The sequence below is a fragment of the Arthrobacter sp. 05T47 genome (assembly GCF_056395825.1).
Genome location: NZ_JBFTKG010000032.1, coordinates 22753 through 37198 on the forward strand (window position 1 = coordinate 22753; position 14446 = coordinate 37198).

Sequence of the window (14446 nt, forward strand, 5' to 3'; positions counted from 1 at the left end):
CATGCCTCTCTGGCCGCGGTACTCGAGCCCAGATGACGTCGTCGACATCGAGAGGACCCCCCTCTCCGAACGCGGACTTCCGGCGTCGACGTACGAGTTGCTGTGTCGAGCCGCCCGGCTCTGGCCGGACCGGACGGCGGCGGCCGTACTTGCAAACACCGAGCGCTGGCAGGAACCCGTCAAGCTGACGTTCGCTGAGCTTCTCGCCAATGTGAACCGGATAGCGAACCTGCTGAGAGAAATCGGGGTCGGCCGCCAGGACACCGTGGCCTTGCTCTCGCCCAACTGCCAGGAGCTCATCTGCGCGACCCTGGCCGCCCAGGCTGCCGGAATCGCCGTCCCGATCAACCCCGGTTTGTCCGAGGACCACATCGCCGAGTTGCTTCAGCGCTCAGGGGCGCGTGTGCTGGTGGCGGCCGGGCCCGATCTCGATCCCGTCGTCACCGAGGCCGCTTTCAGCCTCGCGAAGAAGGGCCTGGTGGACCATGTGCTTCTCATGTCACCGACCGGGCAGGCACCCGCCGGCCCGGCCTCGACCGTCGGATACGCAAGCGTGGACTACCTGGCACGCCGGGCAGCAAACGCGTCGTCCGAGCAGTTCCACGGCCATCGGTCCGGACCAGGCGATCTGGCGGCACTCTTCCACACTGGCGGCACGACAGGCACCCCCAAGCTGGCGGCACACACCCAGGCCAACGAGGTCGCCGACGCCTGGATGCTGGCAGCCAACGACCTCGTCGACGAGAACGCCGTGTACTTCGCCGCCCTGCCGCTGTTCCACGTCAATGCCCTCGTGGTAACCGTCCTCGCTCCCCTTTTCAAGGGCCAGACGGTCGTGTGGTCCGGACCGCTGGGCTACCGCGACCCTGCCCTCTACGGCGTCTTCTGGAAGCTGGTCGAGCACCACCGGCTTACCGCCATGAGCGCCGTCCCTACCGTCTACGCCACGCTCGCCGCGTCTCCCGTGAACGCCGACATCAGCAGCCTGCGCCACGCCATGGTCGGAGCCAGCCCCTTGCCCGCGGCCGTGCGTGCCTGCTTCGAGACAGCCACCGGCGTCACCCTGATCGAAGGGTACGGACTGACGGAAGCGACGTGCGTAAGCGTCCGGAGCTTCCCAGGCGCCACTAACAGTTCGCTCGGCTGCCGACTGCCCTACCAACAGATCAAGGCGGTGCACGTCGACGACGCCGGACACTGGCATGATGTCGGACCAGGCGTAACAGGCCGGCTGGTGATCAAGGGCCCGACGGTCTTTCCGGGCTATGTCATCGGTAACGGCCCCGACGGCCTCTTGCTCGACGGCCTCGGCAAAGTGCGGGACGGCTGGCTCGACACCGGCGACCTCGGGCAGGTTGATGAGGACGGATTCGTCCAGCTCACCGGTCGTGCCAAGGATCTGATCATCCGAGGCGGCCACAACATCGACCCGGCAATCGTCGAGGATGCCCTCCTCACCCACCCGGACGTAACGGGAGCAGCGGCGGTCGGCAGACCCGACCGGTATGCGGGAGAGGTACCTGTGGCCTACGTAACGTTGGCTGAGGGTGCGACCACCAGGACCGAGGACCTGATCCGGTGGGCGGAGGACCGGGTCGGGGAACGGGCGTCCTCGCCGAAATCGGTCACAATCGTCGACCAGCTTCCGGTCACTGCCGTCGGCAAACTCTACAAGCTCGCGCTTCGGGCGGACGCCACCAGGGTAGCGCTGAGCGCGGCCCTGCGGGAGATGGCCGCAGTCCACGCCGTGGAGACCGATATCGAGGACGGCACGATAGTCGTCACCGTGCGTGCTGACGAGGCGTCGCATGCAGCCGTCAAGTGCGCCCTCGACGAGTACGGCGTCCGATGGCGGATCACGCATAGGCCAGCACGAAAGGCGGAACGATGATCATCGTCCTCACGATAGCGCTGGTTGGATGCTTCACGATGCTCGGCCTGGCAAAAGTGGTCGGCGCAGCGGGGATGCCGGCCCGCGCCGCAGCTGTGGGCTTCACCAGCGACGCCTACAAGCGCATCGGCGCCTTGGAGCTTCTTGCCGTCCTCGGCCTCCTGCTCGGGCTGGTCTTGCCGTGGATCGGCCTAGCCGCGGCCGTCGGTCTCCTGCTTCTAATGACGGGAGCCTGCATTACCCATCTCAGGAAGGGCGACGGTCCACGTGAGATCGCCCCGGCGGTGGTCATGATGGCTGGACTCGTCGGCTATCTTGTTCTCGTTACGGCGGCAATAGTATGAGCGCCCACAACGACGGCRCGGCGCCGGTGGTCGTGGTCGGCGCTGGCCCGTCCGGGCTGGCTGTCGCCACCCTACTCGGCCAGTACGGCGTCGAGTGCCTCGTCCTGGACCGCTGGGAGGGTGTCTACCCGCTACCACGGGCGGTGCATCTCGACGACGAGGTCTATCGCATCCTCAACCGTCTAGGCGTGGGGACGCAATTCGCTGGGCTCAGCCGCCCTGCACACGGGCTACGTTTGCTCGCCCCCGACCACCGGGTGCTCGCGGAGTTCCAGCGACCGGCCGATGGCGGCGCCCACGGTTATCCCCTAGCGAACATGTTTGACCAGCCGGACCTCGAGCAGCTCATGCGCAACAACCTCCGGAACATGCCTTCGGTGACCCTGCGCGGAAATATCGAGGTTCTCCGTGTGACCCAAGGCAACGCGGCAGTCCAGGTGGACTTCACGGATCGTGCCACGGGGGCACGCGAGTCGGTCCATGCCAGCCACGTCCTCGGCTGCGACGGCGCCAACAGCATGGTGAGGGGGGCCATCGGCGCGGAGATGGAGGACCTGGGCTTCGAACAGCGCTGGCTGGTTGTCGACGTCGACACTTCGGCGCAACTGAACCAGTGGGAAGGCATCCACCAACTGTGCGACTCCCACCGCGCCGGTACCTACATGCGCGTCGGAGAGGTCCGCTACCGCTGGGAGTTTCGACTGCTGCCCGACGAGACCGCCGCCGACTTTGCGACGATAGATGCCCTCCATCCGCTGATCAAGCCGTGGACCGGCGACGTCCCGTTGGACGATCTGCGCGTGATCCGGGTCGCCGACTACACCTTCCGCGCCCAAGTCGCCAACAAATGGCGCGACCGCCGGGTCTTTCTCCTCGGCGACGCCGCTCACCTGAGCCCTCCCTTTATAGGTCAGGGCATGGGGGCGGGACTCCGAGACGCGATGAACCTGGCCTGGAAGCTCGCCGGTGTGCTTGCCGGCGACCTCCCCGCAACCACGCTGGCCAGCTACCAGACCGAGCGCAAGCGGCACGCGAGAAGAACCATCACCGTCGCAAAACTGTTCGGCCTCACCATGACCGCGGGTGGTCGCGTCGGTATGGCCCTGCGGAGGTTCCTCGCACCGGGCCTGCACCTCGTGGCAGGCCTTCCCGCACAGTCAGGGACAGCCACACCCCTCGGCTCTCGGCGCTCGGCGCTCGTCCGCACCTCCGCCGTCGGACGTCTCTGCCCCAACTCCCGCACCTCCGTCACCCCGGACGCCAGGCGATTCGATGACGTCGCCAGAGACGGATTCGCGCTGCTAGCTCTCGCGATCACTCCCGAGGAGCACGAACAGATCCTGCACATGGGCGCGGCGCCGATCGCCCCCGAGCCCGGGTCTGAGCTCCACCAGTGGCTCGTCCGGCATCGGATCGCTGCAGCGGTCATCCGCCCTGATCGCGTCGTTATGTTCACCTCCGACACCGTCGCCGGAAGCCTGACCCGCCTGCCGTCGTTCAACTCAACCGCCTCCCATACCCGAAAACTAAAGGAACACCATGAGCCCCACGACAACTCAAGCCAGGATCGACGACATTCTCGCCATCGACTCCGACAGCACCCAACGGCTGTTCCTCGAAGCGCGAACCGCCAATAGCTTCGCCTCCACACCGGTCTCAGCCGACACGTTGGCCGCGATCTACGAGTTGACGAAGATGAGCCCCACGATGATGAACAACCAGCCGCTGCGCATCACCTGGGTCCAGTCACCCGAAGCCCGCGAACGCCTCACCTCACATCTGGCCGAAGGCAACCAGGAGAAGACCCGCACCGCCCCGGCAGTCGCGGTGCTGTCCTATGACAGCGACTGGCACGAACATTTCCCGACGTTCTTCCCACCCTCACCCGAACGCAAAGCAATGTTCGACGGCGACAGAATCACACGCGCCGAAATCGGCAAGAACAACGTCTGGCTCCAATCCGGGATTTTCATCATGGCGGTACGCGCAGTCGGACTCCATGCAGGCCCCATGGGTGGATTCGACGCCGCCGGCGTCGACGCTGACTTCAACGCCGGCACGACACACCGGGCGTTCATGGTGGTCAACGTCGGGAAACCAGGCGAGGACGCCTGGTTCCCACGCCTGCCCCGCCTCTCCGCCGACATCGCCGTACGAACCATCTAACAGACCGCATGCCACAACAGGCAGGGTTTCCTCCTTCGACTCAGCGAAGGAGGAAACCCTGCCTTTTGCCGTGAATAGGTCCCCTCGGGGAGCACGTGCTTTGCCGCAGGACGTGCCTCTCGCCTTAAACCGGTGGCTCCTCACAGGCATCCTGCAAAAAGAATCGCGCTTGCGCGGAGCCGTCATCTCGGACTGGTGCGCCGTCAGCAACCGCATAGCCGCCTTGAAGGCGGGACTTGACCTGGAAATGCCCGGCACCGACGGCACGGCGCTTACCTGGCGGCTCCCCCGCCGGCCAAGCGATACGACTCCTGCAGCAGCTCGTCCAGTTCCTCGACGTCGATCCTTTCCAAGCGGACCAGCACCAGTTTCGGGGACCGTTCGTGGTGGGGCGTCCAGAAGTAGGTGTCGGGGCTGGTCCCTACGAGTGCTTCCCGTTCCTCGGTTTTCACGGTGAGGACGCCATCTTCCCAGATGCGTGCCATCAGGGTTTTCCCGAACCATGCCGGCTGGCCCCAACTGGGCCGCTCGCTGACCCCCGGCAGTCCACGGCAGATCTGCCGGACATCTTCCTCTGTGGCCATGGTTCACTGTGGCACCGGAGCCCCGACCAGGCAACGGCTGTCCTCCCTCGCGAGACTTCCAAAAATTGCTTCGACCACACGCGGTCGGTATTGCGGACGACCTTCCATACGTTGTATGGTTTAACTTCCATACGGCGTATGTTTCTGCGGTGCATCCCGCATCGTCGTTGCCCACACCCCCTGAACAGAGGAGCAACCCATGACCGTGCACTCCACGGACAACCTGCCAGCCAGCCCGGCTGACATCGACCCAGTCAAACCCCAAAGACACGGCGCCGGTCGACGTTCGCGCTTGGACCTCAGCACTCTGCGCGAGCTGTGGCGCTTCAAGGACTACGGCCGGCCCGAGCGGAAGTCGCTGGTCCTGGGTGTACTCATGAATGGTGGGCAAATGGCCGCCAATCTTGCCGCCCCCTGGCCGCTGGCGCTGGTCATCAACGACCTACTCCAGGACAAGGGACAAGGCAACGGCCAGGGCCAAGGCAAGAGCGGGATCCTGCACGCCGTCGCCGGGTGGTTCGGCGGTTCGTCGATGGCGATGCTCCTGGTCGCGGCGAGCGCCGTGGTGGTGATCACCGCTGCCGCTGGGATGTTCTCCTACCTGGGCGACATGTACATGAACGGGTCCGGCCAGCGGATCACCTCGCGCATCCGCGCGGATGTGTTCGCCTACACCCAGCGGCTGCCCATGGCCTTCCACGACCGGCAGAACGTCGGCGAGCTGACCAGCAGGGTTGTCTCCGACACGTCAACGGTGGAATCGACCCTGCGGGATGTGGGCACCGACCTCGTCCCGTCCGTGCTCACCCTGGCCGGTACCGCCGCCGTGATGGTCACTGTGGACTGGCGCCTCGGGCTGATCGGGCTCGTCGTCGCCCCGCTGGTATTCCTGACCGCCAACCACTTCGCCGGCCTGACCCGGCAGTACGCCCGTCGCAAGCGCGCCGCCACCGGATACCTGACCGGACTCGTCACTGAGTCCCTGATGGGCATCCGCACCGTGCACGCGTTCGGCAGCCAGCGGGTGCAGGACCAGCGGTTCGCCACGCAGAATGACAACGTGCTCAGCCTGTCGCTGCGCTCGGTCAAGGTCAGCGCCAAGTTCTCCCCCACCCTGCAGCTGGTCGCCGCCGTGGGCACCGCGCTGGTGTTGTTCGTCGGCGGATACGGAGCGCTGAACGGCTGGTGGCAGGTCGGGGTGCTGGTGGTCGTCACCAGCTACCTCAAGACCATGCTCTCGCCGATGAAGTCCCTGGCCAAGCTTGCACCTAGCTTCACCCAGGGCGCCGCCTCCGCCCAACGGATCGCCGACATCCTCGACCAGCCCACCGACCACCAGGGCACCGGGGAGCCGCTGCCGGCCCGCGTTGACGGCCGCATTGAGCTGCGCAAGGTCATGTTGGACTACGGCACCGGTCGCGGCCCGGTCTTCACCGACGTCGACCTGACGGTCACCCCTGGCGAGCGGATCGCCTTGGTCGGTGACAACGGCGCCGGCAAGTCGACCCTCCTGTCCGTGATCGGCGGCCTCTACCGTCCCACCACCGGCCAGGTCCTGCTCGACGGGCTCTCGGTCCCCGACGTCCCGGAGCACTGGCTGCACCAGCAGGTGGCCATGGTTCTGCAGGACACCTTCCTGTTCTCCGGCACACTGGTCGACAACATCCGTTACGGCCGCCCAGACGCCACGGACGCCGAGGTGGCTGCCGCCGCCGAGGCTGCCCTGGTCAGCGAGTTCGCCGATGACCTCCCCGACGGGCTCGACACGCCAGTCGGTACCGGCGGGACCGGGCTGTCCGGCGGGCAGCGCCAACGCGTCGGCATCGCCCGCGCACTGCTCGTCGACGCCCCCGTCGTGCTCCTCGACGAACCCACCGCCGGACTGGACGTTCACGCCGAGGAACTCGTTGTCCAGGCGCTGGGCCGGCTCGTCGAAGGTCGCACGATCATCGCAACGACGCATCGGCCCGCGGTCACTGCGCTGGCCACCCGCACCGTCTACCTGCGCCAGGGTGGCGTCCTTGACACCGAGCTGCCCGAGATCGTTCCGGCAGACTCTTCCGCCGACCGCACCCGCCTAACCACCATCGGAGCCTTCTAATGTCCATCACCGCGACGAACACCCGAGAGACGTCCAGCCGCTGCACCAAGTCGTCGAAGAACCAGACGGCGACCGCGGCCCCGCCCACGGCCGGCGAGGTGGTGCTGCAGGCCCTCCTCACCCAAACCAAGGCGCTTCGGGAGGCCGAGCGCAAGGTGCGGGACGGCGACCCGAAGGGGGTCACCAAGATGCGGGTCACCATCCGCCAGCTACGTTCCACACTTCGCGGCTTCTCCCGCATCCTCGATCGGCAGGTCACTCGACCGGTCTGCGCCGAGCTGGCCTGGCTGGGCCGCCAGCTTGGTGAGGAGAACGACACCCAGAGGACGCTCATCGAGCTGAAACGACAGCACGATGCCCTGCCGTCGGAGTTGATCGTAGGCCCGGTGGTCGACGACGCCAGGACCCAGCTGGACCAGCTCGCCGTCAGTAGCAGCCAGACCACCTATGCCACGCTTGACAGCGATCGCTACGCCGCGCTCCGTCAGGTGCTGGATTGGCCGCCGGCCGACCCGCCCTTCACCGAGCGCGCGGTGCGGCCCGCGGCGGAGGAGCTGCCAAAGAGCATCGCCAAGGCGCTGCGCACGCTCGACCGTCACCTCGTGGCCGCCCAGGCGCTTCCGGCGGGGACGGAGCTGGATGAGGCGCTGCACGACGCCCGCAAGGCCGACAAGCAACTCCGCTACTTGATCGACGTCGCCGCCCCCGTAGTTGGCAAACCCGCCCGGCGGCTGGGCCGGCAGGCCAAGAAGCTCCAGGACCTGCTCGGCGATTACCAGGACGCGGTCGTGACCCGCCCAGTGGTGCAGGAGCTCGGGTCCGCCGCGTCGGCCAAAGGTCATCCGGCCAGCACGTACTACCTGGTGGACGCTCTGGAGCAGGTCCGCACCGACCGTGTTCTGGAGAAGCTTCCGCATCGGCTAATCAGCCTCTACGACGAGGCCGACTGGCTGCCCAACGCCGACTTCCTCCAGTACCACCCGGGGACGTCAGCCGCGCGGACCGGGAGCGGGAACTGACACGCACCAGAGCTGCCAAAGCTCCGGTCGCGTAGCCTGACCCCGCGACGCGGCCAGAACCGGGGCGCCCTGTCTGGGGTTCAGAAATCGTCGTCGAACGAGACGGGACCGGTGATTCCGACCTGGTAGGCCCGTCGACCAGAGCGTWACCGGCAGGAGARGGCACGGCCCGGACTGAACGAAAGTCAGGCAGTTCCAAGCGCTCCCGGCATGAAGGAGTACAKAGCAACACCGCTGTCCMMGTCMAGAGAAGGAGYCGCCAGACCAGCCGCMACCAACAAAAATGGGCCCCCGCAGGGGCCCATCAAAGGAGATTTGTACACACTCAGCGGCYCACAAGCCCCTGAACAGGGAAARCACGTGCCCGAGGTGGGACTCGAACTGCATTCCCTCCCCCGCAAACGCTGGGCTCCCGCGGGAACATACGAAATCCGGCCGGATCCGGCACCAGTATGACCCGATCCGAAGCCCGAAGTGTGCACAATGTACACACCCCAAATTTTCTGGTCGACTCTGCCTCAATATTGCCGAACTTGCACCTCGCTCCACCGTCACACGGCACACTAATGCGGACACGATTGCCGGGGACGTGGCCCCGCAGCACACCGGCGAACCGGCAGGCCGAGTACCAGAAACCTCAGTACCCCATGGCGGCGCCCTTGATCATTTCGCCCGCCGGGCTTACCAGGTACCAGACGTCCTTGACGCCCTGGCCGAGGATGTCGCCCGGGGCCTTGTCGTTGACGAAGTTGTAGATAGGCAGACCGTTGATCGTCACTTGCTTCTTCCCGTCGGCGGTGGTGATGGTGCCGACGGTCCCGGTGACGCCTTCAACTGAGGGGGTCGCGGACGAAGTGGTCACGGCGGGCCACATCGCCACACAGGCATCGACGCAGGCGCTCTTGCCCGAATCTTTGACGTCCTTGGTGAAGACGTAGACGCTCATGCCCTTGCCGTCCACTACAATCTGGCCGGCGCTGGACGTCGCCGTCTTCAGTTCCGCGGCCGCCGAGGGCGCCGTCGAGGTCAAGTCGCTCGTCGCGGGTGCGGAGGAGCTGCTTGTGGTGCCGGCGGTGCCGCCGCAGGCACTGAGGACTGCGGCCAAGGCCAGTGCGCTGAGTCCCATACCGAGTTGCTTCTTCATGTCTCGTTCCTTTTGCTCAGACCCGGCCGAAAGAAGGCCGGACGCTAACCCCTACGACGCCACTGGGGGAAGAAAGGTTCACGGGACTGAACGTTAGGAGGCGGTTCCGGCCACGACGAACGTTTCTGGAGGTCTGCTTCGGTGGCGGACGAGATCACCTGCTTGTCCTTTGCCTGATCCGGCAGCGTTCCCAGATTGCCGGGCTTCTGGAATCAAATCTGAACAGGCCGCGTTAATTTCTTGTGGGCGTCATTGAGCGCCAGAAGGGAATGAAATGACAAGAAACATCGAGACCGTCGAAAACGAAAACGGCAGGTCCACTACTTACCGCCGGCATCCCAACGGAGGCGGCCTGATCGGTCCKGGCGCCCGGGCSGAAGGTGAYTCCTTCATCGGTGCAACCACCTATGTCGAGGCCGGCGCCCGMGTCGGGTCCGGCTGCCGTATTGGCCGSGGAGGCTGGATCGACCGCCGGGCCATAGTCGGTGACCATGTCTTCATCGGAGACAACGTCTACGTCGGAGCTGRAGCCGTCCTGGGCAACAGGGTCCATATCGCCCGCCACTCACGCATCGGGGCGGGCGCGCGTATTGGATACGGGGTCCGGCTGCCCGCGGACAGCCACGTGCCGGAGGGCACSCGCATCGCCGACGCCMRGCGCTCCCGGRACGCCTTGATCCGCCRGCRKMAGGCTCACGSYCCTGACTCCCGRATGGCRGCTTAGAGACCCYTCTCCGYAYRCCCGGCRGGGCCGAATCCCCGCAATATCCCGGATTGCTCCGGACGGTCACCACCCCAGGACGTGAGCCTCAATCCCCCCGAGGCTCACAACAACCCCTATTGTGCGCTTCCCGGCAGCACTGCCGTCCCTTGCGGCGCCGGGGCACCGTGAACTCCGCTCATCATCCCGGGCCTCCTGGATCAAGRGCCCAGCGCCAGGCGTACCCCAWGGCRTCKSCGAACACCAACAGAAATCCYAGGWCGCCKAGACCCGCAAGCTGGGCGGAWAACCCYAGAATCATCAATGCGCAGCCCCCGAGTGCCAGCACAATGCCGACGGACCAGTGAAGCGTTAGCCGGGAGGACCTGTCTTTAGCAAGTTTCCGGRCCAGGGCCGGGTCGTCCGCTGCCAGCTCCGCTTCGAGTTCATGGAGGCGCCTGCGCTCATAGTCCGACAGCGGCATGGCAAAGCGCGGCCGGCACACCCCTGGCCGTCCGGTATGAGGGCCGGATCTGGGCCATGGCAGCCGATCCGGTGCACTGGTTCGCCCGGGACGCCTGGTGGGACACCCGGCGCACGGCAGCCCTCGGCAGCGGCGACCTGGTCAGCATCCAATAATGGAAGGTGCAGGTCCGTCTTGGCTCCACCTCCGCGCTGCGGACTTTCACGCTGCGCCGGAACCCTCGCGAACTCCGTCCTCCGCCCTTGCTCCCGGACGGAGCCGCGGGCACGATGACAGATAAGAACAACAACCGGTCCGCCCGGACCGGCCCGATCAGCACCGTGGAGGATTCATGCGAAGGGAAATCAGTATCCACACGCTAGGGCGCTCCAGCGCCGCCGCTTACAGACTCGATGACCTGGACAAGGTCATCGGACTCGGCTGCGGCAACCGCGATCGGGCACCCGGAGAGCGGCAAGGCCCAGAGGGCTTCAGAGACTGCGATCAGCACGGCGGCCCCACCCGGCTGGGTATGGTGCCGCGGCCATGAGAATCATCCGAGCGCTGGTCACCGGGGCCTTGGCCGGAGCCGCAGGGACCACGGCGCTGAACACGATCTCCTACCTTGACATGGTCTGGAGGGGCCGTCCGGCCAGCAGCACCCCGGAGTCCACCGTAGAAAAGCTGGCAGACGTCACCGGAGTCACGATCCCAGGTACCGAAAACGAACGCGCGAACCGCGTCGCCGGGCTCGGCCCGCTGACGGGCCTCGCCGTGGGTGTCGGCATCGGTTGCGTCCTCGGGTTGGCCCGCATGGCCGGATACCGACCTGGGCTCATCGGTTCTTCACTTACCGCTACGGCCGGCGCACTCATTGGCAGCAATGCGCCAATGACTGTCCTCGGAATAACAGACCCCCGCGCCTGGTCCGCGATGGACTGGGCGAGCGACATCCTCCCGCATCTGGCCTACGGGCTCGTGACCGGCGCCACGCTGCAGGCACTAGACCCGGTCGCCTCCCGCCGGACCTGACGGCCCAACCCAGGCTCAGCACGACCCCGCAGACGTTCGGCCCATTCCATGGCGGCTACGAGATGACCCCCCGTTGGGACGGTTGCCCAGCCAGATTGCCGTCGTTCCGGTACCAGCCCAGTCAGGGGTGGCCTACCATTCCTGACGTTCGCGGGTCAGTCCGAAGGGGACGGCATCGCTGAGATCGACCGTGAAGGAGGCGGGACCATGTTGGGTGACCAGGATTCCCTGACGCCCTTCGCGCATTGCCTGTGTCAAGGCGGCACCGACGGCTTCGTCGAGCTAGCGTTCGATGCTGGCCCGGTCGGTTGCCGTGACGGCCACCGGGAGGTCAGTAGTTGTATTCATGTGGATCYGACTTTCTTGTGTGTCGACAGTAATTGGGCTTTCACAGGCGCCCCTGACCGGCAGCTGACGGTATGTCAACCAATTTAGTTGAATGCTGAAGTATCGAAGATTCGTTCCGCTTCATCAAGTGGCTCGGCTGGCGCCGTTCGTCACTACTCGATGGTTGCGCTGCCCAAGGTGCACATCAGAGGTGGTCAGCCAGCCAGGCTTGGGCATGTCAGCCAACCAAGAGTGCTTCAGCATTGCCCGGGCGGCAGACGCTCGGCGTTCGTGCTCTCGCTCGAAGGCGAACGAAAGTTACTTTTGAAGTCTCCGCCTCTTGCCTCAAGTTAAATGAAGGGCATTCATATTAGAATAGCTCATCCGGGCAACACCGGCGGCCAGTCCGGTCCGCAGTGGTCGGCCTGCCGACGGTCAGGCAGCGGCGGTCGGCGCCCGGACGCCAAGGAGTAATGGCCATTCACGCAGCCTGACCCACACCGGAGTTCGTGAAATTCCTGATGGACAAAGTGCCACCAACCTCGCCGCTCACCAGGGGTGACTGCCCGGCGACAGAGCCCTTCAATGGGCACCGGTACCATCCACTGCCGCGCCATTAATGTCTCGGTCCTTCGGTATGCAAATGTCTACCTCCCTAACAGCGTGCTGGCTCTTATCTGAATCGCTGACCTGGAGTGGAGTGCCTTCTCGACTGCTCCAGGCGAGCCAAAGTACTGCGCCGGGATGTGGCTGCCCCAAGGCAGACAGCGTGCTCACCGCCGATGGACAGGCCGATGCCCAGGAGTGGTGTGGCCGTGGGCGGTGAAGGTGCATGACGTCTGGACACAGCTCCCAGGGGCATGCTTCCCGTCTGACACTTCCCACTCCCTCTGGAGATCGCTCTCAGGCCGGTGTGACATGTCGAAGAACGAGGACATTGTGTCTGCTGTCGTGGAAGCCGACTGTTCCCGTCTGAGGTTGGCAAAACTTGCAGTTTTCGCCCGCCTCAAAATATTCAGCAAACTTACTACCGGCTTGTATTTTGGCAACTCTCAAGCCTAGGTTGAGGGTAGGGCCGCAGGCTGCGGCAGGTTCATCACGGTTTCGGGATTGCACGGAGGAGTACCGATGACAGGCCCAGTGGCGCCGAAGGACGACGGCCGGGACGAATCGCTCGCTGAGCGGATGGACCGCAACTGGGTGGAGCTGCTGCAGGAACTGCGCGTGCTCCAGACCGGGGTCCAGATTCTCGCCGGCTTCCTCCTGACGCTGCCGTTCCAGTCCCGCTTCGAAACGCTGGACGATTACCAGATCCGGCTCTACCTCGCCAACGTTGTCCTGGCCGCCCTCACCACGGCCACGATCCTGCTACCGGTCAGCGTGCACCGCCGGCTCTTCCGGCAGGGGCTGAAGGAAACGCTCGTGGCCAGCGCCGACACCATCGCTAAGATCGCGCTGGCCGGCGTCGCGCTGCTGAGCGTGGGAACCACGTCGCTCATCTTCGACGTCACTATAGGCCGGACGGCGGGCGTGATCGCCGGCGTCGGACTGCTGGCCGTACTGATACTGCTACTGGTTCTTGTGCCTGCCAGGCTCCGCCAAAAAGGCCGCGAGGAGGAAACACCATGACCGACGTTTCACGCGGGCGGCGCACTGGGCGAACCACGGGCCAGTGGGTCAAGGAGCGCGGATTGCTGCTGGCCAATATTGGGCTGTTCGCCGTGTTCTTCGCCGGCATGATCCTCAGCGGGGCGAACACCTACAGCGACGAGCAGCTGACACATGGGGAGCCGGCCGTGAACGTCCTGCAGTACCTCGGCACCGGGAACTTCCTGGAGGCGACTTTCGAGAACTGGGAGTCGGAATTCCTGCAGATGGGCATGTACGTCATCCTGACCGTCTTCCTGTTCCAGAAAGGGTCCTCCGAATCCAAGCCCATGGGCCGCACCGCCCCGCCGGACCAGGACCCGCGGCAGGCAAAGCTCAAGGCATCCACCCCGTGGCCCGTGCGGCGCGGCGGCTGGCTGCTCAAGCTCTACGAACACTCGCTCTCGATCATGTTCCTCCTGCTGTTCCTGGCGTCCTTCGTCCTGCATGCGGTGGGCGGGGCTGATGACTACAACGGTGACCAGCAGGCGCACGGTCAGCCCACCGTGACGGTGCTGGGCTATCTGGCCACGAGCCGCTTCTGGTTCGAGTCCTTCCAGAACTGGCAAAGTGAGTTTTTGGCGGTGGCGGTGCTGGTGGGCGCCTCTGTCTACCTGCGCGAGAAGGGCTCCCCCGAGTCCAAGCCGGTGGCCGAACCGCACTACGAGACCGGCGCCTGAATCCCGGCCGGTATTTTTGGCCCACGTGGTGACGGCGTTCGGAGCCGGGGCGTGATTTCCCAATGCCGCACCGGGTTTATGGATGGGCATGTGCGGCGCGGCGGGCGCCGAGGCGGTCAGACCTCTGCAGCTGTGCCGCTGCGTCCCGGTATCCGTAATCGGCATCGCAGTAACCGGTCAATAGCGGGAACATGCAAATCAGCTCCGGCTCAGAGAGGCCGTAACGTAAGTGCGTCAGACAGAACCGTCCCGGGGCACACACCAATGTGGAGCTGCGAGTGACCGTTCCTTGGAGAGCCTTGCCGGGTGGCAGTCTCTTCTTGGTTGCCATTTTCAAGAACGCGGTCC

13 protein-coding genes are annotated in these 14446 nt (G+C 65.4%); 10 read left to right on the forward strand and 3 right to left on the reverse strand.

Features of this window, described 5'->3' with window-relative positions; translation table 11 throughout:
* The first annotated feature begins 1 nt into the window (after position 1).
* The 4 genes from AC1DEY_RS18125 to AC1DEY_RS18140 are packed head-to-tail and all read left to right on the forward strand — an operon-like array spanning position 2 to position 4401.
* The gene (locus AC1DEY_RS18125) at positions 2 to 1891 is read left to right on the forward strand and encodes an acyl-CoA synthetase (RefSeq protein WP_476869204.1); all 1890 of its coding nucleotides are present in this window, start codon (positions 2 to 4) and stop codon (positions 1889 to 1891) included.
* On the forward strand, positions 1888 to 2235 hold the full coding sequence (locus AC1DEY_RS18130) for a DoxX family protein (RefSeq protein WP_476869178.1): 348 nt from the start codon (positions 1888 to 1890) through the stop codon (positions 2233 to 2235). The genes AC1DEY_RS18125 and AC1DEY_RS18130 overlap by 4 nt, the downstream gene beginning before the upstream one ends.
* The gene (gene mhpA, locus AC1DEY_RS18135; RefSeq protein WP_476869179.1) at positions 2232 to 3872 is read left to right on the forward strand and encodes a bifunctional 3-(3-hydroxy-phenyl)propionate/3-hydroxycinnamic acid hydroxylase MhpA; all 1641 of its coding nucleotides are present in this window, start codon (positions 2232 to 2234) and stop codon (positions 3870 to 3872) included. Before AC1DEY_RS18130 ends, mhpA begins: the two co-directional genes overlap by 4 nt.
* Positions 3775 to 4401 carry a malonic semialdehyde reductase gene (locus tag AC1DEY_RS18140; protein ID WP_476869180.1) on the forward strand — a complete coding sequence of 209 codons (627 nt, stop codon included), beginning with the start codon at positions 3775 to 3777 and terminating at the stop codon, positions 4399 to 4401. The genes mhpA and AC1DEY_RS18140 overlap by 98 nt, the downstream gene beginning before the upstream one ends.
* 272 nt (positions 4402 to 4673) lie before the next feature.
* On the opposite strand, the gene AC1DEY_RS18145 is transcribed toward AC1DEY_RS18140, so the two are convergent.
* A complete protein-coding gene (locus tag AC1DEY_RS18145; RefSeq protein ID WP_476869181.1) occupies positions 4674 to 4985 on the reverse strand; it encodes an MmcQ/YjbR family DNA-binding protein in 312 nt (103 codons plus the stop codon).
* Between the two features lie 199 nt (positions 4986 to 5184).
* Here AC1DEY_RS18145 and AC1DEY_RS18150 point away from each other — a divergent pair, with 199 nt between their 5' ends.
* A complete protein-coding gene (locus tag AC1DEY_RS18150) occupies positions 5185 to 7086 on the forward strand; it encodes an ABC transporter ATP-binding protein (protein ID WP_476869182.1) in 1902 nt (633 codons plus the stop codon).
* Entirely contained in the window at positions 7086 to 8105 is a 1020-nt protein-coding gene (locus AC1DEY_RS18155; RefSeq protein WP_476869183.1) for a CHAD domain-containing protein, read from the forward strand. Before AC1DEY_RS18150 ends, AC1DEY_RS18155 begins: the two co-directional genes overlap by 1 nt.
* A gap of 637 nt (positions 8106 to 8742) precedes the next feature.
* Here the strand turns inward: AC1DEY_RS18155 and AC1DEY_RS18160 are convergent.
* Positions 8743 to 9249: a COG4315 family predicted lipoprotein gene (locus AC1DEY_RS18160; protein WP_476869184.1), complete on the reverse strand. Its 507-nt coding sequence runs from the start codon at positions 9247 to 9249 to the stop codon at positions 8743 to 8745.
* A 274-nt stretch (positions 9250 to 9523) separates the two neighbouring features.
* Here AC1DEY_RS18160 and AC1DEY_RS18165 point away from each other — a divergent pair, with 274 nt between their 5' ends.
* Positions 9524 to 9973: a DapH/DapD/GlmU-related protein gene (locus tag AC1DEY_RS18165; RefSeq protein WP_476869185.1), complete on the forward strand. Its 450-nt coding sequence runs from the start codon at positions 9524 to 9526 to the stop codon at positions 9971 to 9973.
* A 178-nt stretch (positions 9974 to 10151) separates the two neighbouring features.
* Here AC1DEY_RS18165 and AC1DEY_RS18170 read toward each other — a convergent pair whose 3' ends face one another.
* The gene (locus AC1DEY_RS18170; RefSeq protein WP_476869186.1) at positions 10152 to 10433 is read right to left on the reverse strand and encodes a DUF3040 domain-containing protein; all 282 of its coding nucleotides are present in this window, start codon (positions 10431 to 10433) and stop codon (positions 10152 to 10154) included.
* 525 nt (positions 10434 to 10958) lie between these two features.
* Between AC1DEY_RS18170 and AC1DEY_RS18175 the strand changes: the two genes are divergently transcribed.
* The 3 genes from AC1DEY_RS18175 to AC1DEY_RS18185 all read left to right on the forward strand — a co-directional run bounded on the left by AC1DEY_RS18175 (position 10959) and on the right by AC1DEY_RS18185 (position 14098).
* Entirely contained in the window at positions 10959 to 11444 is a 486-nt protein-coding gene (locus tag AC1DEY_RS18175) for a hypothetical protein (RefSeq protein WP_476869187.1), read from the forward strand.
* A gap of 1455 nt (positions 11445 to 12899) precedes the next feature.
* Positions 12900 to 13400, forward strand: coding sequence for a DUF6328 family protein (locus AC1DEY_RS18180; protein WP_476869188.1), 501 nt, complete (start codon positions 12900 to 12902; stop codon positions 13398 to 13400).
* Positions 13397 to 14098: a DUF6766 family protein gene (locus tag AC1DEY_RS18185; RefSeq protein WP_476869189.1), complete on the forward strand. Its 702-nt coding sequence runs from the start codon at positions 13397 to 13399 to the stop codon at positions 14096 to 14098. The genes AC1DEY_RS18180 and AC1DEY_RS18185 overlap by 4 nt, the downstream gene beginning before the upstream one ends.
* Positions 14099 to 14446: the final 348 nt, after the last annotated feature.

Bases quoted from the DNA above. Each gene is read 5' to 3' on its own strand.
- AC1DEY_RS18130 (WP_476869178.1), top strand. From the start codon at position 1,888: ATGATCATCGTCCTCACGATAGCGCTGGTTGGATGCTTCACGATGCTC.
- AC1DEY_RS18160 (WP_476869184.1), bottom strand. From the start codon at position 9,249: ATGAAGAAGCAACTCGGTATGGGACTCAGCGCACTGGCCTTGGCCGCA.
- AC1DEY_RS18155 (WP_476869183.1), top strand. From the start codon at position 7,086: ATGTCCATCACCGCGACGAACACCCGAGAGACGTCCAGCCGCTGCACC.
- AC1DEY_RS18185 (WP_476869189.1), top strand. From the start codon at position 13,397: ATGACCGACGTTTCACGCGGGCGGCGCACTGGGCGAACCACGGGCCAG.
- AC1DEY_RS18150 (WP_476869182.1), top strand. From the start codon at position 5,185: ATGACCGTGCACTCCACGGACAACCTGCCAGCCAGCCCGGCTGACATC.
- AC1DEY_RS18145 (WP_476869181.1), bottom strand. From the start codon at position 4,985: ATGGCCACAGAGGAAGATGTCCGGCAGATCTGCCGTGGACTGCCGGGG.
- AC1DEY_RS18180 (WP_476869188.1), top strand. From the start codon at position 12,900: ATGACAGGCCCAGTGGCGCCGAAGGACGACGGCCGGGACGAATCGCTC.
- AC1DEY_RS18140 (WP_476869180.1), top strand. From the start codon at position 3,775: ATGAGCCCCACGACAACTCAAGCCAGGATCGACGACATTCTCGCCATC.
- AC1DEY_RS18175 (WP_476869187.1), top strand. From the start codon at position 10,959: ATGAGAATCATCCGAGCGCTGGTCACCGGGGCCTTGGCCGGAGCCGCA.
- AC1DEY_RS18125 (WP_476869204.1), top strand. From the start codon at position 2: ATGCCTCTCTGGCCGCGGTACTCGAGCCCAGATGACGTCGTCGACATC.